This window comes from Novilysobacter selenitireducens, assembly GCF_020026895.1.
Classification (GTDB): Bacteria; Pseudomonadota; Gammaproteobacteria; order Xanthomonadales; family Xanthomonadaceae; genus Lysobacter_C; species Lysobacter_C selenitireducens.
Genome location: NZ_JAINZW010000003.1, coordinates 182,462 through 204,922 on the forward strand (window position 1 = coordinate 182,462; position 22,461 = coordinate 204,922).

The 22,461-nt window shown below is 70.0% G+C and carries 21 protein-coding genes and 1 pseudogene; 11 read left to right on the forward strand and 11 right to left on the reverse strand.

Annotated elements, in window-relative coordinates; translation table 11 throughout:
- Positions 1–8 precede the first annotated feature (8 nt).
- Together K6753_RS08075 and K6753_RS08080 are read right to left on the reverse strand one after the other, a co-directional pair.
- Entirely contained in the window at positions 9–476 is a 468-nt protein-coding gene (locus K6753_RS08075) for an SUF system Fe-S cluster assembly regulator (protein ID WP_223675942.1), read from the reverse strand.
- A gap of 301 nt (positions 477–777) precedes the next feature.
- A complete protein-coding gene (locus tag K6753_RS08080; RefSeq protein ID WP_223675943.1) occupies positions 778–1,338 on the reverse strand; it encodes a c-type cytochrome in 561 nt (186 codons plus the stop codon).
- Positions 1,339–1,458: 120 nt separating this feature from the next.
- Here K6753_RS08080 and K6753_RS08085 point away from each other — a divergent pair, with 120 nt between their 5' ends.
- From K6753_RS08085 to K6753_RS08095, 3 genes are all read left to right on the forward strand, one after another.
- On the forward strand, positions 1,459–1,938 hold the full coding sequence (locus K6753_RS08085; RefSeq protein ID WP_223675944.1) for an SET domain-containing protein: 480 nt from the start codon (positions 1,459–1,461) through the stop codon (positions 1,936–1,938).
- A gap of 315 nt (positions 1,939–2,253) precedes the next feature.
- The gene (locus tag K6753_RS08090) at positions 2,254–3,048 is read left to right on the forward strand and encodes a 3-hydroxybutyrate dehydrogenase (protein ID WP_223675945.1); all 795 of its coding nucleotides are present in this window, start codon (positions 2,254–2,256) and stop codon (positions 3,046–3,048) included.
- A 157-nt stretch (positions 3,049–3,205) separates the two neighbouring features.
- Positions 3,206–5,470, forward strand: a complete 2,265-nt coding sequence (locus K6753_RS08095) for a DUF5916 domain-containing protein (protein WP_223675946.1) — start codon at positions 3,206–3,208, stop codon at positions 5,468–5,470.
- A gap of 205 nt (positions 5,471–5,675) precedes the next feature.
- On the opposite strand, the gene K6753_RS08100 is transcribed toward K6753_RS08095, so the two are convergent.
- From K6753_RS08100 to K6753_RS08120, 5 genes are all read right to left on the reverse strand, one after another.
- Complete coding sequence (locus K6753_RS08100; RefSeq protein ID WP_223675947.1) at positions 5,676–6,146, reverse strand: putative toxin-antitoxin system toxin component, PIN family; 471 nt, start codon at positions 6,144–6,146, stop codon at positions 5,676–5,678.
- Positions 6,146–6,880 carry a hypothetical protein gene (locus K6753_RS08105; protein ID WP_223675948.1) on the reverse strand — a complete coding sequence of 245 codons (735 nt, stop codon included), beginning with the start codon at positions 6,878–6,880 and terminating at the stop codon, positions 6,146–6,148. Before K6753_RS08105 ends, K6753_RS08100 begins: the two co-directional genes overlap by 1 nt.
- Before the next feature lie 42 nt (positions 6,881–6,922).
- Positions 6,923–7,519: a DUF1439 domain-containing protein gene (locus K6753_RS08110; RefSeq protein WP_223675949.1), complete on the reverse strand. Its 597-nt coding sequence runs from the start codon at positions 7,517–7,519 to the stop codon at positions 6,923–6,925.
- 64 nt (positions 7,520–7,583) lie between these two features.
- On the reverse strand, positions 7,584–7,928 hold the full coding sequence (locus K6753_RS08115) for a hypothetical protein (RefSeq protein ID WP_223675950.1): 345 nt from the start codon (positions 7,926–7,928) through the stop codon (positions 7,584–7,586).
- 328 nt (positions 7,929–8,256) lie between these two features.
- A complete protein-coding gene (locus tag K6753_RS08120; protein ID WP_425492094.1) occupies positions 8,257–8,883 on the reverse strand; it encodes a M23 family metallopeptidase in 627 nt (208 codons plus the stop codon).
- Positions 8,884–8,991: 108 nt separating this feature from the next.
- On the opposite strand from K6753_RS08120, the gene K6753_RS08125 reads away from it, so the two are divergent.
- A complete protein-coding gene (locus K6753_RS08125; protein ID WP_223675951.1) occupies positions 8,992–9,462 on the forward strand; it encodes a CHRD domain-containing protein in 471 nt (156 codons plus the stop codon).
- Between the two features lie 13 nt (positions 9,463–9,475).
- On the opposite strand, the gene K6753_RS08130 is transcribed toward K6753_RS08125, so the two are convergent.
- The 3 genes from K6753_RS08130 to fusA all read right to left on the reverse strand — a co-directional run bounded on the left by K6753_RS08130 (position 9,476) and on the right by fusA (position 12,595).
- Entirely contained in the window at positions 9,476–9,796 is a 321-nt protein-coding gene (locus K6753_RS08130; protein ID WP_223675952.1) for a helix-hairpin-helix domain-containing protein, read from the reverse strand.
- 109 nt (positions 9,797–9,905) lie between these two features.
- The gene (locus tag K6753_RS08135) at positions 9,906–10,316 is read right to left on the reverse strand and encodes a DUF2784 domain-containing protein (protein ID WP_223675953.1); all 411 of its coding nucleotides are present in this window, start codon (positions 10,314–10,316) and stop codon (positions 9,906–9,908) included.
- Between the two features lie 215 nt (positions 10,317–10,531).
- Positions 10,532–12,595 (reverse strand): elongation factor G, encoded by a 2,064-nt coding sequence (gene fusA, locus K6753_RS08140; protein ID WP_223675954.1) that lies wholly within the window; start codon positions 12,593–12,595, stop codon positions 10,532–10,534.
- A 273-nt stretch (positions 12,596–12,868) separates the two neighbouring features.
- Here fusA and K6753_RS08145 point away from each other — a divergent pair, with 273 nt between their 5' ends.
- The 3 genes and pseudogenes from K6753_RS08145 to K6753_RS14840 all read left to right on the forward strand — a co-directional run bounded on the left by K6753_RS08145 (position 12,869) and on the right by K6753_RS14840 (position 14,594).
- Positions 12,869–13,303: an OsmC family protein gene (locus K6753_RS08145; protein WP_223675955.1), complete on the forward strand. Its 435-nt coding sequence runs from the start codon at positions 12,869–12,871 to the stop codon at positions 13,301–13,303.
- Between the two features lie 43 nt (positions 13,304–13,346).
- Positions 13,347–13,754: pseudogene (locus tag K6753_RS14835) on the forward strand (alpha/beta fold hydrolase); the annotation flags it as partial.
- Positions 13,755–13,904: 150 nt separating this feature from the next.
- Positions 13,905–14,594 (forward strand): glycine zipper 2TM domain-containing protein, encoded by a 690-nt coding sequence (locus tag K6753_RS14840; RefSeq protein ID WP_425492095.1) that lies wholly within the window; start codon positions 13,905–13,907, stop codon positions 14,592–14,594.
- 281 nt (positions 14,595–14,875) lie between these two features.
- Here the strand turns inward: K6753_RS14840 and K6753_RS08155 are convergent, their stop codons facing one another.
- A complete protein-coding gene (locus K6753_RS08155; protein WP_223675957.1) occupies positions 14,876–15,760 on the reverse strand; it encodes a PhzF family phenazine biosynthesis protein in 885 nt (294 codons plus the stop codon).
- A 205-nt stretch (positions 15,761–15,965) separates the two neighbouring features.
- Here K6753_RS08155 and K6753_RS08160 point away from each other — a divergent pair, with 205 nt between their 5' ends.
- The 4 genes from K6753_RS08160 to K6753_RS08175 all read left to right on the forward strand — a co-directional run bounded on the left by K6753_RS08160 (position 15,966) and on the right by K6753_RS08175 (position 22,415).
- The gene (locus K6753_RS08160; RefSeq protein ID WP_223675958.1) at positions 15,966–18,560 is read left to right on the forward strand and encodes a bifunctional aspartate kinase/diaminopimelate decarboxylase; all 2,595 of its coding nucleotides are present in this window, start codon (positions 15,966–15,968) and stop codon (positions 18,558–18,560) included.
- A 73-nt stretch (positions 18,561–18,633) separates the two neighbouring features.
- Positions 18,634–19,998 carry a UDP-N-acetyl-alpha-D-muramoyl-L-alanyl-L-glutamate epimerase gene (gene murL / locus K6753_RS08165; protein ID WP_223675959.1) on the forward strand — a complete coding sequence of 455 codons (1,365 nt, stop codon included), beginning with the start codon at positions 18,634–18,636 and terminating at the stop codon, positions 19,996–19,998.
- Positions 19,979–21,394 carry a UDP-N-acetylmuramoyl-L-alanine--D-glutamate ligase gene (gene murD, locus K6753_RS08170; RefSeq protein WP_223675960.1) on the forward strand — a complete coding sequence of 472 codons (1,416 nt, stop codon included), beginning with the start codon at positions 19,979–19,981 and terminating at the stop codon, positions 21,392–21,394. Before murL ends, murD begins: the two co-directional genes overlap by 20 nt.
- 226 nt (positions 21,395–21,620) lie before the next feature.
- Positions 21,621–22,415 (forward strand): dienelactone hydrolase family protein, encoded by a 795-nt coding sequence (locus tag K6753_RS08175; protein WP_223675961.1) that lies wholly within the window; start codon positions 21,621–21,623, stop codon positions 22,413–22,415.
- Positions 22,416–22,461: the final 46 nt, after the last annotated feature.

Consider the following 22,461-nt stretch of genomic DNA (forward strand, 5'->3'; position numbering starts at 1 on the left):
CCTACTGTCTAGGTATTGGCTAGGCGCAGGTGGATGCGCTTCGCGTCGGATGGGGGCGGGCTCGCGGCCGCGGCGGGTGGTGCCTGCATCTGCGCCAGCGTCACGCTGCGCAGCGCCTGCACCACCACGTCGTTGATACGGCGCCAGTTGGCGCGCACGCCGCAGTGGTCCTCGATCGTGCAATGGCCGGCGTGGATGCTGCACTCGGTCATCCCGAGCGGGCCTTCCATCGCCTCGACCACCTCGATCAGCCCGATAGCATCGGCCGGACGCGCCAGCCGGTAGCCGCCGTTGGCGCCGCGGAAACCTTCGACCAGTCCCGCCTGCGCGAGCGGCTTGAGCAGCTTGGCGACGGTCGGCGTTTCCAGTCCCGCACGCTCGGCCAGCTCGGTGGCGCTGAGCACGCGGTCGGGGTCGGCGGCCAGCACCGTCAGCACGACGGTGGCGTAGTCGGTGAGTTTGGTGACGCGGAGCATCGGACGGGTCCGGGCGGTCGCGGTGGGGGTGCGACGAATCAGGACCGTTATTGTACGGATTGGCGGCCGGCAGGCCAAGCCGGGCGTGCTTCCTTTGTAGGAGCGGCTTCAGCCGCGATTGGACCCCGGGATGCCGGGTGTGTCGGGGCATCGCAGTCCCTTGTAGGAGCGACGTAAGTCGCGACCCACCGAGCGCGCCGACTGCCGGTCGCGACTCACATCGCTCCTACAGGGTGTGGTTCTCCGCGATCGCGGCTGAGGCCGCTCCTACAGGGTCATCGACGGGTGCCACGGGTCCAGCTCAGGGCGCACCAACGGTGGCCGGCGCACCGGTCGGCACCACCAGCTCGAAATAGGGCGGCTGCGGCGCCTGGCCGGGCGGCAGGTAGGCCGGGGCGGGCTCGCCGCCGGGGCCCAGCGACTTGATGAAGTGGAACATCGCGCGGCGGTCGTCTTCGCTCATGGCGCGCAGGGCGAAGTCCGGCATGATCGGCCGCGTGCGCAGGCTGCCGCTGAAGGCCAGCCACTGCGCCTCGTCCATGTCGGCCAGCCTCAGGCGCAGGTTGGTGGCGTACGTCGTGCCCCAAGGGCCGCGGTAGCCCAGTGGTGAGCCGGTCAGCCACAGCGCCTGGTCGACGTTGCCCTGCTGCTCGGCGTAGCCGGGCGTGTGGCAGTCGTTGCAGCCCGTGACGCGGACCAGGTATTCACCGCGGGCGATGAGGTCCGCCTGCGTGTCCTGCGCTGCCGGCGATGCGGCGGCCGTGCTCGCCGCAGGCGCGTCGCGGTCGCATCCGGCCGCCAGCAGCAGGAGGGCGAAGCACGCCAGGTGCGCGAGGGGGCGTGGGGCAGGGCGGTTCGACATGGCGGCGTGCGCGTGGTGGGGATCACGCTTCAACGCACGCGGCGCGTTGGACCGGCCACGCCGTGGCGGTTGTTGCGCATCCGGGCGAGAATGCCGCTCCCGTCGAACCCGGACCACCGCATGCCGCGCAAGATCGTCGCCCGTCGCTCCGCCATCCATGGCAACGGGGTATTCGCCCTTCAGCCAATCGCCAAGGGCGAGCGCATCGTCGAGTACAAGGGCCGCCGCCGCAGCCATGCCGAGGTGGATGCCGGCGACACGGGCGACGCCGATTCGGGCCACACGTTCCTCTTCACGCTCAACGACGAGTACGTGATCGACGCCAACTACGAGGGCGGCACCGCGCGCTGGATCAACCACAGCTGCGCGCCCAACTGCGAGGCGGTGCTGGAGGAGGCCGATGGCGACGACCGCCGCCGCGACCGCGTGTTCATTGAAGCCATCCGCGCCATCAAGCCGGGCGAGGAGCTGTCGTACAACTACGGCATCACCCTGGACGAGCCGCACACCGCGCGGCTGAAGAAGATCTGGGCCTGCCGCTGCGGTGCGAAGACGTGCACCGGCACGATGCTGCAGCCCAAGCGCAAGGCGAAGGGGTGAGCCGGCCCTGGATGCCGTTGTAGGAGCGGCTTCAGCCGCGATCGGTTCGGTCGGGATAACCTCGGAATCCTTTGTAGGAGCGACGTAAGTCGCGACCGCGCACCTGCATGTGGCCTCGCGGGTCGCGACTTACGTCGCTCCTACAAAGAGGCCAAGGCAACGGCTCGCGGCTGAAGCCGCTCCCTACAGGTGTTGCCGCGGGGCGCGCGGCGTCGTCGCGCGGCGACCATTGGACGAACGTCCGGTGCCCGGCGCCTTCGATGCGCCATCCGCGCCCGCTACCATCGGCGGCATCGTCGAACACGGGAACCCGGCATGAACCCCACCCACGGCCCCCTGCAGGGCAAGGTCGCCATCGTCACCGGCGCGGCCAGCGGCATCGGCCGCGAGATCGCGCATGAACTGGCGCGCGGCGGCGCGGCCGTTGCGATCGCCGACCTCAATGCCGAGGGCGCGCAGGCGGTCGCAGCCGACATCCAAGCCGCCGGCGGCCGCGCGCTGGGCCTGGCGATGGACGTCACCGACGAGGCCGCGGTCAACGCCGGCGTCGCCCGGGTGGCCGACCACTTCGGTGGGCTCGACATCCTGGTGTCGAACGCCGGCATCCAGATCGTCAACCCGATCGAGGAGTTCAGCTACGCCGACTGGAAGCGGATGCTCGCCATCCACTTGGACGGTGCGTTCCTGACCACGCGCGCGGCGCTGCCGCACATGTACGGCGCGGGCGGCGGCACGGTCATCTACATGGGCTCGGTGCACTCGCACCTGGCCTCGCCGCTGAAGTCGGCCTACGTCACCGCCAAGCACGGCCTGCTGGGCCTGTCGCGTGCGCTGGCGAAGGAAGGCGGCAAGCGCGGCGTGCGCAGCCACGTGGTGTGCCCGGGGTTCGTGCGCACGCCGCTGGTGGACCGGCAGATCCCCGAGCAGGCACGCGAACTGGGCATCAGCGAGGAGGAGGTCGTCAGCCGCGTGATGCTGGGCAACACGGTCGATGGCGAGTTCACCACACTGCAGGACGTCGCACGCACCGTGCGCTTCCTGGCCGAGTTCCCGACCGCCGCGCTGACCGGCCAGAGCATCGTGGTCAGCCACGGCTGGCACATGCAGTAGCGTCCGCCCGCGACGGATGCCGCGGGGCGCCAGACGGTTGCCATGACTTCCGCCAGTCGGCATGCGCCGGCCGGACCCCTACGCTGCGCGCCACTGATGCGGGCCCACCCGCAGCGTCCGCCCGGTTTGGCGCGGGCGTGAGCCGCCGAGAGAGTCCATGCGTGCCCCCCTGACGATCGCCATCCTCGCCGCCCTGGCGATGCCTGCCGCCCATGCCGTCGAGGTCGACGGCGTGATCGGTGCCGACGAGTGGGCCGGTGCCCGCCATATCACCGACTTCCGCCTGACCCAGCCGCTGTCGCGCGAACCCGCGCCGCAGCCGACCGAGGCCTGGGTGCTCGCCACGTCCGAGGGCCTGGCGATCGCCTTCCGCAACCTGCAGGCCGACCGGTACCCGCGCACGCGCCAGCTGACCCAGCGCGACGCCGGCGGCCCGCTCGACCGCGTCAACGTCTACGTCGACTTCGATGGCGAGGGCCGCACCGGCTACAACTTCACGCTGACGCTGGGCGGCGGGATCATCGACACAACGGTCACCAACGAGAACCAGTTTAACGACGACTGGGACGGTGACTGGCGCCATGCCGTGACCGAGGACGAGGCCGGCTGGTCGGCGGAGATCCTGCTGCCGTGGCACATCGCCACCATGCGCGAGGCGCAGGGCGATACCCGCACGGTCGGGCTGTCATTGGACCGGGTGATCGGCTCCACCGGCGAGCGCGCGTCGTGGCCGGCCGTCAGCTTCCAGGAACCGCGCTTTCTGAGCGTGTTCGAGCGCATCCAGATCCCGGCCTACAGCCAGTCGCTGCTGGCGGTCACGCCGTATGTCGTGGGCCTGTACGACAACGTCGGCGGTGACAGCGAGTTCGATGCCGGCGCCGACCTGTTCTGGAAGCCCAACGGCCAGTTCCAGCTCAGCGCGACGCTCAACCCGGACTTCGGCCAGGTCGAAAGCGACGAGCTGGTGGTGAACTTCGGCGCGGTGGAAACCTTCTTCAGCGACCGCCGGCCGTTCTTCACCGAGAACCAGGGCTTCTTCGACGTGCCGTTCGGCTCGCTCAACAACAACAGCCGCCTGCTGTACACGCGCCGCGTCGGCGCGGAAGCCGACGACGGCAGCGGCGCGTCGGACGTGGCTGCCGCGGTCAAGCTCAACGGCAGCGGGCTGGGGCTGAATTACGGCGTGTTCGCCGCCAGCGAGGACGGCGACGCCGGGCGCGATTTCTTCGCCGCGCGCGTCACCCGCGACTTCGATCGCCACGGCCTGGGCGCGATGGCCACGCGCGTGGAGCGGCCGTTCCTGGGCCGCGAGGCCAACGTGTTCGAGGTCGACCACCAGTGGCGACCCAGCGACCGGCTGTCGGTGCGTACGGCGGTGGCCGGATCGCAGGTCGACCAGGACGGGCAGCGCACCGACGACACCGGCGCCCAGGTCATGGTCGACCACGACCTGGGCAACCAGTGGCGCCAGCAGCTCTACGCGCTGCACCTGGGCGACGACCTGCAGCTCAACGATTTTGGCTACCTGGAACGCAACAACTTCAACTACCTGCGCTACGAGCTGGGCCGGCGCATCACCGACCTGCCCGAGACCTCCGCGTACGCCTCGCACTTCTGGCGCGGCGCGGTGTCGCGCAGGACCAACGACAACGGCCTGCACATCGCCGACGCCGCCTCGCTCAACCGGCAGGGCGAGCGCCGCGACGGCGGCAACGACTTCTTCGAGATCGCGGCCTTCACGTCTGGACACGACGACCTGGTGACGCGCGGCAACGGCGCGGTCGACGTGCCAGGCAAGCTTTACCTGTACTACGAACGCTTCCGCCCGCGGCAGGGCGGCAGTCCATGGTCGATCTATGGCGAAGCGCGCTATGCGGCGGAAGGCCTGGGTGGCATGGACGAGGGCCAGGTGCAGCTGTACGTCGAGCCGGCGTACCAGGTGAACGACCGCCTGAGTTTCTTCGGCGGCACCCAGCTGTCGCACAACCCGGACTGGTTGCTGTGGCGTGGTGACAACCTGGTGGGCACGTACCGGTCCGACCAGGTGTTCCTGTCGCTGGGCAGCACGTGGCTGGTCGACGCGAGGCAGGAGCTTCGGGTGCGGTTGGAGTCGATCGGGCTCGACGCGCATGCGCGCCAGGCCTACCGGGTGGCCGACGACGGCACGCCAGTGGCCGTGGACGAGGCGATCCCGGACTTCTCGCTGAGCAACCTGGCGTTCCAGGTGCGCTACCGCTACGAGCTGGCGCCGTTGTCGTACCTCTACATCGCCTACGTGCGAGGCGGCGAGTTCTTCAACGAGGACCTGGATGGCGTCCAGCGGCTGGAGGGGCGCGACGCATTCGGCCAACTGGGCGATGCGTTCGACCTGCGCGACAACGAGCAGCTGCTGGTGAAGTTGTCGTACCGGTTCGAGATCTGAGCGGTAGCCGTCGCCGGGACGTTCGATCCTTCATGCAGGCATCCCGTCATCCCGGCGAACGCCGGGATCCATCTTGATTCGCATCGCGTAACCAGCATCGGCGGTGGATACAGGACAGTGGACGGGCGTGCTGGCCGTTGCCTAGCGTCTCGACCGGCAGGATGGATCCCGGCTTTCGCCGGGATGACAACAACACGTGCCGCGTTCAACCCGGCGCGTGCGCCACGCCCCACTGCTCGGGCGTCAGTATCCAGAACAGCCCCGCGCGTGCCGTGCGCGTCCCCAGCGCCAGCACGGCACGATCCCGGCTGACCAGCCACTTCGCGCCACAGGCGGCCGCCAGTTCGATGAATTTCTGGTCGTCGGGGTCGTCGCAACGCGGCAGCACAGGGCCGTCGTCGGAGTTCGGCAGTGCGCCGCTCCAGTGGTGGGCCAGTGTGTCGTGTCCGGCGTCCAGCGCCGCCTTGGCCTCGGCATCCAGTTTGAGCTGGCGGTAACCCAGTACGCGCTGCCACTCGGCGTGGCACTCGACATGGGTGATCGCGACCATCTCGCCAGCGGCCAGTGCGTCGGCCAGCGCCTGCCCGCGCGGGTCGCGGTAGTGCAGCAGGTCCAGCCACGCATTGGTGTCCAGCACCACGCGCGGCCGCGGGTCATCGACCGCGAGTCGCCGCATCAGGGCTGGACTTCGCGCAGGTCCGCCGATGCGATGCGCCATTGCCCGGCTTCGGGGCCGGTGCCGTCCACCACCGAGTGGCGAAGCGTGTAGGCGCCGACGAAGCGCCGCTGCGTGCCGTCGGCTGCGGTCGCGGTGTAGGCCACCGGCACTTCGATGTAGCGCGAGCCGGCAGAGGGATCGACCCGACCCGGTTCCAGCACGTCCACGTCCAGGCCCGACGTGCCGCTGAAGCTGTCGGCGAACTGCGCGGGCGATTGGCCACTGGCGCGACCGGCGTCGGCCCACAGCGCATGGGCGACCTCGAACCGGCCGCCGTTGAGGGCGTTGAAGTACGTACGCACCAGCGCAACCGCTTCCGACGGACCGGGGCCAGCCGGCGCCGGGGCGGGCGATGCGGCTTCCGCCTCGCCGGCGGCATTCATGCCATCGACGCCGGCACCGGCCGTGCCCGGGTTGCCCGGCACCGACATGTCCCCGTCGACCATCGAGCCGTCGGGCAGGATCACGTTGCCGTCGCTGTCGATCGCGGTGTCCGGCGGCAGGGCGGCCAAGGCGTCGTCGGCGTCCATCGGTGAATCGCCGAGCGACTGTCCGGGCCGCGCATCGGGCATGCCCGTGATGCTGCCGCCGGTGCGCTCGGGTGCGGGAAGTTCTTCGGCGGTGCGCCCGTCGGCGGTGCGCGGCGTGGCGTCGTCATCGCCGCCGCATGCAGTCAACGCGAGGGCGGTCATCAGGACGGCGAGTGGTAGTGCGGCTTTTTGCATTGGAGTCGTTCAGTTGCCCAGGTTGACCACGACCTGGCCGTTCTCGATCTCGGTCGAGCCGATGCGGCGCGCGCCGATACGGTCCAGCAGGCTGTTGTCGAAACGGTACACCGGTTCATCGCGTGCGTAGTCCGCCAGCCAGCTGTTGAGAAGCTGGCGCGAGGTGGTGTTCATCATCCCGCCCAGGGCCGGGACGTCCACCGATTCGATGGCCGGGTCCTGCAGGTGCAGGCCGCGCGTGTTCGGGTCCCAGCGCAGCGCACTGGTCAGGGCGAAGCGGCCGCGTGCCTGCGAACTGTCGCTGCCCAGCGCGCCCAGCTCGACATCGAAGTCCATCCGCAGCCGGTTGCTGCCCTGCGGGATCGACAGCCGCGGGTTCATCAGCGTCAGCGACACCAGTCCGCCCAGCTTGTCGTATTCCTTGGGGAAGTTGCGGTCCAGCGAGGACTGCAACTGCGGCTGCGTGAAGTTCACCTGGTTGCCGAGTAGCGCGCCCACCGCGCCCAGCGTGGAGCACGCGGCGAGTACCAGCGCGAACACGCCCAGAAGCGCAGCACGCGCCGCAGTGGTGGACAGGCGGAAACGGGACGGCATGGCGATGTGCATCGGCGATGTCCTGCGGGGGCGGGCCGCCACATTAGCCGGCGGCGGTGAATGGCCGGTTAGCGCTTCAGCGCAGGACCGGCTGCAGGGATGCTCCGATCAGCTCCCAGCGGCCTTCGACTGGGTTGCGACGTACGCGGTAGTAGCCGGAGAACCGTGCTTGGCGGTTGTCCGGGAAGGTAGCGAGCAGCCGCACCGGGACTTCGACCGCCGTCGGGATGGGTTCCTCGTCCATCGGCACAGGCGGATCGTTGTCGATACGCATCACGCGCACGTCGCCCAGCGACCGCAGGCCGGATTCTTCACCCGCTGTGGGGCTGCGGCGGTAGGCCCAAAGTTCGTCGGCCTGTTCGAATTCACGTTTGGACACGCGCTGGAGGTACTGGTGTACGACGCTGACCGACGCGCGCATTTCGGAACGCCGGCGCTCGGCCAGTGCGGCTCGGTTCTTGCCCGCTGCGGGTGATGCGGTCCTATGCCCAGGGGTAGCGGGCGCCGTCGCCCCGGCATCATGGGAAACAGCCGCTTCCGCGCCTTCCGCGAGGGGTGCGCCGGCATCGCGTGTGCAGGCCAGTAGCGCGGAAGCCACGAGCAATGCACTCAGACAGGGCAGGCACGTACGGAGAGGGCTGTTGCTGCTGCTGGGCATGAGTCGGGATCCGCCTACGGGACGTCGATGCTACGCCGCAATCGCCCCAACACGCATGCCGTCCATGCCGCCCATACGGCGCAAACCGGTTTCAGTCGTCGCGCGGCGGGTCGAATGAGTTCTCTTCGAAGGCCCGCAGCCGGGGCAGGGGATCGACCGGGCCGCTGGCGCCATAGATGCCGTAGTGGAGGTGGGGTGGCGTACCGAGGGCGTTGCCGGTGTCGCCTGTTTCGCCCAGGGCGTCTCCGGGGCCGACGACGTCGCCTTCGGCCAGGCCGGGTGCCCAGTCGTCGAGGTGGGCGTAGTAGTGGCGCTCGTTGCCGGGGCCGACGACCCAGACCTGGCGGCCGCCCAGGCCAGTTTCGCGGATCGAGGCGACCACGCCGCGCGTCGCGCTGGTCACCGCTGTTCCGCGCGTCGCGAAGATGTCGACGCCGTGGTGTTCGCGGTCCGCGCCGCGCGGCGCGCCGAACGTGTCGGCGATACGGTTGGCCGCGACACCCTCCACCGGTACCGGCAGTTCGTTCGGCGGCGGGATCCGGGACAGTTCCCACAGCGTCCTCGCACGGGCCATGAAGGGCTGGTGCCAGGCCCAGTAGGCCGCAATGGCCAGCAGGCCGAACACCAGTACGGTCGACATGAGGCGCCGCGCCGCGGGTGCGTAGTCGCGGCGCGGCGGCGGCGGGGCGGGGGCGGGCTTCGGGGTATCGGCGGGCATGGATGCAGCGTAGGTGGCGTTGCTGCATTGCACCGTCAAGGCACGCGTGTTCACGCGGCGACACGCCACGCGCCGATAGCGTGCGGGTCCCCTGACCGGAGCACCGCCATGACCCCGAATCGTCCCCGTACCTGGTTGTCGCTGGCGCTGCTGGCGTGTGTCGCGCCCGCCTTCGCGGCGGACGTCTCGCTGCAGGGCCAGCTCGCGGGCGGCAACGTGGTGTCGTCGACCGAGTCACCGGCGACCGGCGAGGTCCGCGCGATGCTCGACGACGACGGTACGCTGACCCTGCAGATGGGCTATGCGGGACTGGGTGAGGACGCTACGGGCGCGGCGCTGCACGTGGGCACGGCCAGCGAGAACGGCCGCAAGGTGTCCGACCTGCCGCTGCCTGCGACCGGCGCCGACGGCCGCATCGACACCACGGTGGACCTGTCCGACGACGATGCGGGCCGCGTGCGTGCTGGCGAGGCCTACGTGCAGGTCACCACGCTGGGCCATCCCGACGGCGCGATCCGCGCACAGCTGATGCCACGTCCGGTCGAACTCGACGACCTGCCGGCGCCGCCGGAAGGCTAGTCGCCGCTGCCGCTTACAGCTTGCGCAAACCGGGTGGCAGGCGCGCTTCCACGTCGGCCCAGCCGGCCTGTCGTTTGGCCGTATGCGCCCACCACGGACGCGTGTCGTCGTAGTCGGCGAACTCGATCACGGCCATGAACGTGTCCAGCACGCAGGGGTCGTGGCGGCGTCCCGTCTCCCTGCACAGCTGCAGGTAGAGCGCGACCGGGTCCTGTCCGCGCAGTTGGGCCGGTCGCTCCAGCCCGAGCGCACGCAGGTCGTCGGCGATGGCATGGCCGACGTTCGGCATGTCTTCCAGACGCCGGGCTTCATCGAGGGTGCGGGCCTTGCGCATCTAGGCAGGCGCTCCCGGGTTGCAGGCGTGCGATACGCGCCGCGTGGTGCATAGCGACCGGAATGCCGTGCGGTATTCGGGGATGCTGGTGTCCATCGCAATGCCCATCCTACGCCCGCCGTGGCCGTGGCGGCACCCACCGCCACGTCATCAGCACCAGTGCGGCAAACGCCGTGTATGCCGCCACGAACACCCACCATGGCAGGTCGAAATACAGCACGCGCGACAGCCAGTACTCGATGAACGATTCGCGGTAGGCCGGCTGGCCGGCGTGGCGCCGCAGCGCCTGTTCCCACACCGTCAGCGGGCAGAGCGCGCCCAGCCACGCCTGCAGCGCGATGACCACCATCAGAACCAGGTGCGTTACCCGCAGCGCGAGGTTCCGCACCCACCACCAGCCCAGCCGCCCACCGACCAGGAACAGGGCTTCGCCCAGCACGACGAAGGCGACGATGCCCACGTGCAGGGCGAGCAGGGCGTCGGCGAGCAACGCGGCCTGGGCGGGCGCGAGCAGGCTCATGCGGTTTCCGTCCGTACGGTCGGACCCGGACAACGGGTGCTCCGCATGTTGGTTGCCCCTTCTTCGTCATTCCAGCGAACGCGGGAATCCAGTGACGTTGCGTGCCGTGGACCGATGACGACATGCAAAGGTCAAGGTGGATCCCGGCGTTCGCCGGGATGACGGCTACTGGCACTGCCTCGGGGTGTCCAGAGGGCTTCGGTCCTTCTCGTGCCTCAATCCTCGTCATGCCGCGGCTTGTACTCGCCTACCAACCGCTGCTGCACCTGCGGCGGCACCGGTTCGTAGTGGCTGAAGTCGAGCGAGTAGCGGCCGCGGCCGGCGGTGACCGACTTCAGCTCGGCGGCGTAGCCCTCCAGTTCCGACAGCGGCACCTGCGCCTTGACCACGATCTCGCCACCGCGCGCGGCGTCCGTGCCGTTGATGCGGGCGCGCTTGCTGGCCAGTCCGCCGCTGATGTCGCCCATGTGCTGCTCGGGCGCATTGACCTCCAGGTCGACGATGGGTTCGAGCACCTGCGGCCGCGCCTTGGCGACCGCGTCGAGGAACGCCTTCTTCCCCGCGGCGACGAACGCGACCTCCTTGCTGTCGACCGGGTGGTGCTTGCCGTCGTACACGGTGACCTTCAGGTCCTGCATCGGATAGCCGGCCAGCGCGCCGGATTTCATCGCCTGGTGCACGCCCTTCTCGACCGCGGGCAGGAACTGGCCGGGAATCGTGCCGCCCTTTACCTCGTCGACGAACTCGAACCCGGTTCCGCGCGGCAGCGGTTCCACGCGCAGGAACACCTCGCCGAACTGTCCAGCGCCGCCGGTCTGCTTCTTGTGCCGGTGGTGGCCCTCGGCCTTGCCGCCGATGGTCTCGCGATAGGCGATGCGCGGCGGTCGCGAGGTGACGTCCACGCCGTAGCGCTCCTTCAACCGGTCCAGGTTGACCCGCAGGTGCAGGTCCGACAGGCCGCGCACGACGGTCTCGTTGGTTTCGGACTCGTGCTCGACGACGAAACACGGGTCCTCTTCCGACAGCTTGTGCAGGGCGGTGGCCAGTTTCTGCTCCTGTCCCTTGCTGGCGGCCTCCACCGCCAGGCCGAACATCGGTTTCGGGAAGTCCAGCGGCGCCAGGTGGATTTCGTCCTCGTCGTGGCTGTCGTGCAGCACCGCGTCGAAGTGCAGGTCCTCGACCTTGGCGACCGCGGCGATGTCACCCGGCACCGCCTGCTCGACCTCGACGTGTTCCTTGCCCTTGAGCTTGAACAGGTGGCCCACCTTGAACGGCTTCTTGCCGTCGTCGACGAACAGCTGCGTGTCCTTGCGCACGGTGCCCTGGTAGACGCGGAACACGCCGAGCTTGCCGACGAAGGGGTCGTTGACGATTCGGAACACGTCGGCGACCACGTGGGCCGACGGGTCGGGGGTGGCGGCGACCGGCTGCGCGTCGCTGCCGCGGCCCTTCACGAAGGGCGGCGGATTTGCCTCGCCCGGATGGGGGAACAGGCGTTCGGCGACGTCCAGCAACTCGCGCACGCCGGCGCCGCTGCGCGCCGAGCAGAACAGCACCGGGACCAGGTGGCCCTCGCGCAGGCACTGCTCGAACGCGTCGTGCAGCTCCTGCCCGGACAGGCCGTCCTCGCCCAGGTCCAGGTAGTGCTCCATCACCGACTCGTTGATCTCCACCACCTGGTCGATGATCTTCTGGTGCCAGTCCGCCACCGGGCCGAGGTCGCTGTCGCCGTCGCTGTTGCCGAAGCAGTCGATGACCGCCTTGCCGCCGTCGGCGGGCAGGTTGATCGGCAGGCATTCGTTGCCGAACGCCTCGCGCAGCTCGTCCAGCACGCGTCCCGGGTCGGCGCCGTCGTGGTCGATCTTGTTGATGACCACCGCGCGGCACAGCTTGCGGGCGCGGGCGTGTTCCATCATCCGGCGGGTGCCGTATTCCACGCCCTGGTCGGCGTCGACGACCATCAGCACGGTTTCCACCGCCGCCAGCGCCGATAGCGCGGGGCCGCGGAAATCCGGGTAGCCTGGGGTGTCGATCAGGTTGACGTGGATGGCCTCGCCCGAAGCGGCCTTGTGGTCGATCGAGGCGATGGCGGCATCGAGCGAGTGGCCGCGCTCGCGTTCCATCGGGTCGAAGTCCGACACCGTGTTGCCGCGCTCGATCGTGCCTGCCGTCTGTATCGTGCCGCCGGCCTGCAGCAGGGCTTCGAAGAGCGTGGTTTTGCCGGCGGCGGGGTGGCCTGCCAGGGCCACGTTGCGGATGGAGGGGGTGCTGTAGGACATGAGCGGACTTCTCCCTTCGAAGGGTTGGAAGGCCGTCATGGCTGTCCGCGCGGCGCGCCCGAGCGGACGCTGGGCGGGCGGTCATGGCGGGGGCGCCGGCGCGGTGCGCCGGGACGGCAAGCCTCGCGCAGGGGTGGGGGCGGGTCAAGACGCGCCGCGGCGCAAACGGCCTCCATCCGGCACAACCGCGCGCAGCAGCATTGCGGCGCGGCGCCACGCAGGGCTAACGAGCCGGCCGCTAGGCTGGCCGCCCCTCACGCAACGGAGTCCGACATGGGCATTTCCCGCCACGCCACCGCCCACTGGGAGGGCGACCTCAAGAGCGGCCAGGGCCGTCTGAGCACCCCGCAGAGCGGCCTCATGGAGGACACGCGCTACGCCTTCAACAGCCGTTTCGGCGACGAGAAGGGCACCAACCCGGAGGAGCTCATTGCCGCCGCGCACGCCGGCTGCTTCACCATGGCGCTGTCGGCCAAGCTCACCGAGGCGGGCCATCCGCCGACCCGGCTGGATACGCGCGCCGATGTCGACCTTTCCATGGACGACGGCCCGTCGTTTTCGCAGATCCGCCTGAAGGTGGACGCGCAGGTGCCGGGGATCGACGATGCGAAGTTCCAGTCCATCGCCGAGGACGCCAAGAAGAACTGCCCGGTCTCCAAGGCCCTCAGCGCGGTGCCGATCAGCCTGCAGGCGACGCTGGCGGGGTGACCGAGGCGCTGCGCCGCCAAGCCGAAGTGGCATGAATGCCTTGATGATCCACGGCGCCGGCGGTGGCGGCTGGGAATGGGCGATCTGGAAGAACGTGTTCGATGCGCATGGCGCCGCGGCCCATGCCATCGACCTGCAGCCGGCCGACCAGGGGCTTGCCACGACCGCATTGAATGACTACCAGCGCCAGGTGGAGGAGGCGCTGTCCATGCTCCCTGGGCCGCGTGTCGCCATCGGCGCCAGCCTCGGCGGATTGCTGGCGGCCGCGTGCGGCGAACGGGCCGATGCCCTCGTGCTGGTCAATCCGCTGCCACCGGCGCCGTGGGCGCATTCGCTTGCGCCCGGCGACGGGCCGGACGTCGAGCCGTGGGGCGCCCAGGCGCGGCACCCACGTCGGCCCGCTGCTGGGGCACTGCGCGGCACGCGTCGCGCAGGATGTCGTCGTCTGGCTGCAGGCACGCCTGTCGCCCCGATAAACCGATTCACGCCGATTTCACGAAATTCAGGGGTGGTTGCCGCGGGTTCCCCGAGGATGGCCCTACGTTTCCGCCGGCTGCATCCATGCCGGTCCTCTGCCGACACCGTGCAAGGAGCCATGCCCATGAATCGACTGCTCGCCGCCAGCCTGGCGTTCTCGCTCGCCGCAACCAGTGGCGCGGCGTCCGCCCAGACCTACCTCGAGCCGCGCGGCAATGACGGCTACGGCAACACCTACGGAAGCAACTATCCGACGCCGGACCGGTATGGACAGTCCAATGGGCAGTACGACTACGCCCGAGTGATCAGGGTGGACCCGGTGTTCGACCGCTACCAGGCGTCCAGTACCGGCAACCAGCGCTGCTACTACCGCGACAGCTACGTGGGCGGTGACACCTACCGCGACGGCTATTACGGCGACGACCGCTACAACGACCCGTACCGCAGCCAGGCCGGCAACCAGGGCGGCCGCACGATGGCGACCGTCATCGGCGGCGTGCTCGGCGCCGTGGTCGGCAGCCAGGTGGGCGGCGGCAGCGGCCGCTACGTGACGTCAGCCATTGGATCGATGGTGGGTGGCGCGGCGGGCCGGCAGGTCTACGACAACTACCAGCGCACGCGCGGCGGCACCGGCACGGTGCGGGTCTGCGATCCGGTTCCGGCGGGCGGCAGTTACGGCGGCTACGCCACAGGCGGGCAGGGCGTGGACGCGTACGACGTGACGTACGAATACGCCGGGCGCCGCTACACCACGCGCACCAATTACCACCCGGGCGACCGTATCCGCGTACGCGTGGACGTGCGTCCGGAGTAACCGGCACGGGCCGGGATTCAAGAACACTCAGGGGTGGGTGATGTGCGGGTCCTTCGGGACCCGCTTTTTTTTGCGTGATTTTTGCGCGGGCGTACAGGGAATGGGACGTCCGGCGGCATTGTTGTAGGAGCGACGTGAGTCGCGACCGGAACACGCTTGCGTCGCATCCGTGGCCCAGGTCGCGACTCACGTCGTTCCTACAGACGAGCAAAAAAGCTCGCGGCTGAAGCCGCTCCTACAGGAATCGTGCGGTGGGGATCACCAAAGGCGGCCGGCAGGCTTCACTCCGGCCAGTCGATCTGCCCTTCCACCACCGTGCAGGCATGCCCGCCCGACCAAACCTCGCCATCGGCATCGATGCGCATGTGCAGGCTCGCATCGAAGCCGACCTCGCGGCCCTGGCTGACGCGGTAGCGTCCGTCCCGTCCCGGCACGGCGTCGTTGTGGTCAAGCCAGGCGGCCAGCGTCGCGTTGGCCGCGCCGGACGCCGCGTCCTCGAAGCGGGCCGGCGCACCGACAAAGGCGCGCACGACCAGGTCGTGTTCGGAACCCGGCGTCGAGCGCGCGAACGCGCAGACGCCCATGCTGCCTGTGGATTCGGCCAGCGCCGCGATTGCATCCCAGTCCGGCGTGGCGGCACGCAGCGCGGCCTCGTCGGCCACCTCGGCCAGCCACCAGCGACGGCCGCCGTCGACCAGCGCAGGGGGCAGCGCACCTGCCGGCAGGGCGCCCAAAGCGTCCACCAGGCGCGGATCGTCGCGGGTCGCGACCTCCATCACCCGGGCCTTCGGCGTGCGCACGGCAATGGTCCGCGCGGTGCCATCGCCTTCGACAGACAGCGGCAGCACGCCGACCTCGCACTGCTGGTGCAGCAGGCCATCGACCGGCGCCACGCGCCCGGTTTCCAGAAGCACATATGCGGTCCCGACGCTGGGGTGGCCGGCGAACGGCACCTCGCGGCGGGGACTGAACATGCGCACGCGGTAGCTGGCGCCGGGCGCGGTGGGCCGAAGTACGAACGTCGTTTCCGGCAAGCGGGTCCAGCGAGCGATGGCCTGCATCGCCTCGTCCGGCAGCCCATCGGCATCCAGGACCACGGCCAGCGGATTGCCGTTGCCGGGACGGTCGGCGAAGACGTCCAGTTGCAGGTAGGGGCGAAGCGGCATCGGCAGGGGTGTCCGGCGTGGGGAGTCGGGGGGAGGCGGGCCGCGGGCCAGGCGCGGCTTGCACTAGAATCGCGGGTTTGGACCGCCGGCTCGCGTTGCGCTCCGGCGGGACGTGATTCTACGGGTCCGCACGGGCCGGGTCGTGTGGCCTGGCCCACACACCGGCCGGCCTTCCAGTTTCCTTTCCTGCATGAGGACATGCGTGGTGGCGCAAGCGCAGCGTTGGGTCGTACTCAAGTTCGGCGGCACGTCCGTGTCCCGCCGCAACCGTTGGGACACCATCGGGGCGCTGGCGGCCAAACGCATGGCCGAGGACGACGCGCGCGTGCTGGTGGTGGTGTCGGCCCTGTCGGGCGTCACCAACGAGCTGCAGGTGATCGCGAGCGGGCCGCTGGAAGCCGGCGAGCTGGCGACGCGCATCGACGCCCTGGTGCAGCGCCACCGAGCGTTCTGCGTCGAGCTGGACCTCGATCCCGATGTGGTTCTCGCCGAGCGGCTGGCGGCGTTGGATGCGCTGTTGGACGACCCCCGCGCCCACACGCGGCCGCTGGACTGGCAGGCCGAAGTGCTGGCGCAGGGCGAGCTGCTGTCCTCGACGATCGGCGCGGCCTACCTGCGAACGCAGGGGCTGGATTTCGGATGGTGCGACGCGCGCGACTGGCTCGACGCCATCGCACTGCCCAACCAGGGCGAGTGGGCCACGCGGCTGGCGGTCAACTGCCGCATCGATGCCGACGCCGCCTTCCGCACGCGTTTTGCCGCGCAACCCGCGCGCATGCTGCTGACCCAGGGCTTCATCGCGCGCCACGGCGACGGCGGCACGGCCGTGCTGGGTCGTGGCGGGTCGGACACCTCGGCCGCGTACTTCGGCGCGCTTCTGCGTGCGGCGCGCGTGGAGATCTGGACCGACGTGCCGGGCATGTTCAGCGCCAACCCGCGCGAGGTGCCGGATGCGCGCCTGCTGGCGCGGCTGGACTACGCCGAAGCGCAGGAAATCGCCACCACCGGTGCGAAGGTGTTGCACCCGCGGTCCATTGGCCCGTGCCGCGACGCCGGCGTGCCGATGGCGATCCTCGACACCGAACGCCCGGACCTGCCGGGCACGCGCATCGACGGCAGCGCGGCCACGGTGCCCGGAGTGAAAGCGATCAGCCGCCGCAACGGCATCGTGCTGGTGTCGATGGAAAGCATCGGCATGTGGCAGCAGGTCGGCTTCCTGGCCGACATCTTCGAGCGCTTCCGCCGCCACGGGCTGTCGGTCGACCTCATCGGCTCGTCGGAAACCAACGTCACCGTGTCGCTGGACCCCAGCGAGAACCTGGTCACCACCAACGTGCTGGAGGCGCTGTCGGCCGACCTTGCGCAGGTGTGCCGGGTCAAGGTGTTCACGCCGTGCGCGGCGATCACGCTGGTGGGGCGCGGCATGCGTTCGCTGCTGCATCGGCTCAGCGACATCTGGGCGACGTTCGGGCGCGAGCGCGTGCACCTGATCTCGCAGTCGTCCAACGACCTCAACCTGACGTTCGTCATCGACGAGGCCGACGCCGACGGGCTGCTGCCGCAACTCCACGCCGAACTGGTGCGCTCGGGCGCGATGCCGGTGCTGGACGCCAGCGTGTTCGGCCCCAGTTGGCGCGAGATCGCCCACGGCAAGCCCGAGCGCCCCGCACCCTGGTGGGCGGTGCAGCGCGACCGCCTGCTGGAGATGGCCGCTGCCGGCACGCCACGCTACGTCTACGACCTCGATACCGTCCGCGCCCGCGCCCGCGCGCTGGCCGCGACGTCGGCGGTGGACCGCTGCTACTACGCGATCAAGGCCAACCCGCATCCGGCGATCCTGCAGGCGCTGGCGACCGAGGGCTTCGGGCTGGAGTGCGTGTCGCTGGGCGAGCTCGAGCGCGTGTTCGACGCCGTGCCGGACCTGCCAGCGTCGCGCGTGTTGTTCACGCCGAGCTTCGCGCCGCGCCGCGAATACGAGGCGGCGTTCGATCTCGGCGCCACCGTCACCATCGACAACATCGAGGCGCTGCAGCGCTGGCCGGGGGTGTTCCGCGGCCGCACTGCGTGGCTGCGCCTGGACCTGGGACACGGCGAGGGCCACCACGAAAAGGTGCGCACCGGCGGTGTCGCCGCCAAGTTCGGCCTGCCGGTAGCGCGCTTCGACGCCTTCCTGCAGGCTGCGCGCGCCGTCGACCTGCGCATCACCGGTCTGCACGCGCACCTGGGCAGCGGCATCGACGACCCGACCCACTGGCGCGGTGTCTACGCCGAGCTGGCCGGCCTGGCCGACGCGGTCGGGACCGTGGAAACCATCGACATCGGCGGCGGCCTGCCGGTGCCGTACACGCCCGACGCGCAGGACTTCGACCTGGCGCTGTGGCGCGACGGGCTGGCCGGCATCAAGGCGGCCTATCCGCGCTTCGGCCTGGTGATCGAGCCGGGCCGCTACCTGGTGGCCGAGGCGGGCGTGCTGCTGGTGTCCGTCACCCAGGTGGTGGAGAAGGACGGCATCCGCCGGGTCGGCGCGGACGCGGGCATGAACGCGCTGCTGCGACCGGCGATGTACGAGGCCTACCACGGCATCCACAACCTGACCCGGCTGGAGGATGCGGACATCGCCGCATTCGACGTGGTCGGCCCGGTGTGCGAGACCGGCGACGTGCTCGGGCGCGACCGCCTGCTGCCCATCGCGACGACCGAGGGCGACGTGCTGCTGGTGGCCGATGCCGGCGCCTACGGCATGGCGATGGCCAACACCTACAACCTGCGCGCGCTACCGGCGCAGGACGTACTCGCCTGATGCGTGCTCGCGCCGCACGGGCCTATCGACATGCAATGAGCGGCGGGCCCACGCCCGCCCACGGGACTTGAAGATGAGCGACTGGACATTCAAACGCGACGCGATCGAGGTATTCCGCTTCGTGCGCTGCGAACTGGACGCGGCCACCGGGGTCGCACGGCTCGTATACGCCTTCGACGACGGCCCGGAGCTGGTGGAAACCGTCACCGTGCCGGGCGCTCCGTTCGAACTGGATGGCGCACGCGCGGAGGCTGTCGAGCAGGCGCTGCGACTGCTGCACCTGATGGCCGGCGTGAGCTACTACAAGGCGGCCGTGCCGCCGCAGATCCGAATCGAGGCGTACGACATCGACGCCGACACCGCGGCCTTCATGGAGACCGTGTACCTCAGCGGCCTGGGCGAGTTCGCCTACCGCAACGGGCTGGACCTGCACGGGCGGATCCGCTTCCCGGTGGCTTCTGACAGTGGCGCCGGCGACGCGCAGGCACTGGGCCTGCGCGCCCACGCCATGGTCGCCATCGGCGGTGGCAAGGACTCGCTGGTCAGCATCGAGGCGCTGCGCGCGCTGGGGGTGGACCAGACGGTCGCGTGGATTGGCGGATCGCAACTGATCAAGGCGTGCGCCGAGCGCACGGGCCTGCCCACGCTCAACATCGGCCGCGCGCTGGCACCGCAGCTGTTCGACTTCAACCGCCAAGGCGCATGGAACGGCCACATCCCGGTGACGGCGGTGAACTCCGCGATCCTGGTGCTGGCCGCGCTGCTGCACGGCGTCGACCAGGTGGTGTTCTCCAACGAGCGGTCGGCCAGCTACGGCAGCCTGATCGAAGGCACCGGCGAGGTGAACCACCAGTGGTCCAAGGGCTGGGCGTTCGAGCAGGCGTTCGCCTCGCACGTGCGCCGGCACGTGGCCGCGGACCTGCAGTACTACTCCCTGCTGCGCCCGCTGAGCGAGCTGGCGGTGGCGCGGCAGTTCGCCCGCATCGACCGCTACGACGCCCATTTCTCCAGCTGCAACCGCAACTTCCACATCCTCGGCGAGCGCCCGACCCACCGCTGGTGTGGCGTGTGCCCGAAGTGCCACTTCGTGTTTCTGGCGCTAGCGCCGTTCATGGCCAAGCCGCGGCTGATGCGCATCTTCGGCCGCAACCTGCTGGACGACACCACGCAGACGGCGGGGTTCGATGCGCTGATGGAGTACCGCGACCACAAGCCGTTCGAATGCGTGGGCGAGGCGCGCGAGTCTCGCGCCGCGATGGCGGCACTGGCGCAGCGCCCGGAGTGGCGCGAGGACGCGCTGGTGGAGCGTTTCGCCCGCGAGATCGCCCCGCAACTGGCCGGTGAGGACCTGGCGATCGAACCGCTGATGGTGCTGGACGACGCGCATGGCATTCCGCCCGCGTTGTGGGAGCGGCTGCGTGCGCATCTCGCAGCTTGAAGGCCGACGGGTCGCCCTGTGGGGCTGGGGCCGCGAGGGCCGCGCCGCCTACCGCGCGATCCGCGCCGCGCTGCCCGCACTGCCGCTGACGCTGTTCTGCACGCCGACGGAAGTCGACGACGCGCAGGCGTTGGGCGATGCGAAGCTCGAGATCGACACGCGGACGGATGCCGACCGGTTGGCGGCGTTCGATATCGTCATCAAGTCGCCCGGCATCAGCCCGTACCGGCCCGATGCCGCGGAGGCCGCCGCGCGTGGGACGCGCTTCGTTGGCGGCACCGCCCTGTGGTTCGCGCAGCACGCCGGCCCGGACGGGATCGCCGCGCGCACCGTCTGCGTGACCGGCACCAAGGGCAAGAGCACCACCACCGCGCTGTTGGCGCACCTGCTGCGCAGCGGCGGCCACGTCACGGCACTGGCCGGCAACATCGGCCTGCCGTTGCTGGAGCTGCCCGAGCATCCGGTGCCGGAGGCGTGGGTGATCGAGCTGTCCAGCTACCAGACCGGCGACGTCGCCGACAGCGGCACGCGGCCCGACATCGCCGTGGTCACCAACATCTTTCCCGAGCACCTGGACTGGCACGGCTCGCAGGCGCGCTATGTCGAGGACAAGCTGCGGCTGGTGACCGACGCGCGGCCGCGCATCGCGGTGCTCAATGCCGACGACCCGACCGTCGCGGCGCTGGGCCATGTGATCCAGGCCGACCCGGCATCGACAACCGCCGTGCGCTGGTACGGCACCCGCGACGGCTGGCACCTGCGTGGCGACGTGCTGTGGCGCGGCGCGGTCGAGGTGCTCGACACCGCCGGCCTGCCGCTGCCCGGGCGCCACAATCGCGGCAACCTGTGCGCCGTTCTCACGGCCATCGAGGCGCTGGGCCACGACGCGGTGGCGCTGGCACCGAGTGCCGTGCACTTCCAGCCGTTGCCGCACCGCCTGCAGGTGCTGGGCGAGCGCGACGGCGTCACCTACGTCAACGACTCCATCAGCACCACGCCATTCGCGACGCTTGCGGCGCTGGACTGCCACCGCGACCGCCCCGTGGCGCTGCTGGTGGGTGGCCACGACCGCGGACTGGACTGGTCCGGGTTCGCTCGCGACGTCGGGACACGGGCGCCTGCGGTGATCGTGACCATGGGCGCGAACGGGCCTCGTATCCATGCGGAGCTGGAAGCGGTGGGCGGCGACATCAAGCTGCTGGCTGCCAACGACTTGGCCGATGCTGTGGTCAAGGCACGGCAGTCGCTTCCCGCCGGTGGCGTGGTGCTGCTGTCGCCCGGCGCGCCCAGCTTCGGGCCGTATCGCGACTACGTGGAACGTGGCCGCCACTTCGCATCCATCGCGGGTTTCGATCCCGACACCATCAGCTCGATCCCCGGTCTCGGCATCCACTAGCGGCGCTGTAGGAGCGGCTTCAGCCGCGATCGCCCGTCCCTCTAATGGGCGGGACCCACACGACCTCGACGGGCCTCGTTCAGTCGCGAATTGGACGGCGGGTTCAAGGCGCGTGCGGGACATTCGATCGCGGCTGAAGCCGCTCCTGCAGGTCAGGCCCGGGGTATTCACGCGCCGCCAACAGCGCCGGACTAGCCTTCGCCGGACTCCAGACGAGGACCGCCCCATGCGCCGTTTCGCTCTCGCCGCTGCACTCGCCCTGTGCATGACGCCCGCCTGGGCGGAGATGAAGGCCGATCCCGTCGAATGGACGCTGGACGGCAAGGACTACAAGGGCGTGCTGGTCTACGACGGTGTCAACGCCATCGCCCGGCCGGGCCTTGTCATGGTGCCCAACTGGATGGGCGTGACCCCGGCGGCCGTCGAGACGGCCCGCAAGATCGCCGGTGACGACTACGTGGTGCTGGTGGCGGATGTGTATGGCGCGGGTGTCCGCCCCAAGAACAGCGAGGAGGCCGGCAAGCTGGCCGGCGCGTTGCGGAGCGACCGCAGCGAGCTTCGCGCACGGGTCGTCAAGGCGGTCGAGGTCCTCAAGGCGCAGGCCGGCCCGGCGCCGGTCGATGCCGGGCGTATCGGCGCGCTGGGGTTCTGCTTCGGCGGGACGACGGCGCTGGAGCTGGTGCGCGGCGGCAGCGAACTGGCCGGCGTGGTCAGCCTGCACGGCGGCCTTGAAACAGCCGATCCGGCCGACCGGAACACTGCCCGTACACCGGTGCTGGTGCTCAACGGCGCCGACGACCGCGGAATCACCGACGCGCATATCGATGCGTTCGAGTCGGAAATGGACGCCGCGGGCGCGGACTGGCAGTTCGTCAACTTCAGCGGCGCGGCGCACTGTTTCGCCGAGCCGGAGGCGGGAGACAACCCCGAGAGCAACTGCCGCTATGACGCCCGCGCCGCCAAGCGGGCGTACCGGATGCTGCATGGCTTCTTCGAGGAGCGTTTCGGCCAGGCGGAGTGATGCATTCGCAAGGAAAAAGGCGGCCATCGGGCCGCCTTTCTTTTCC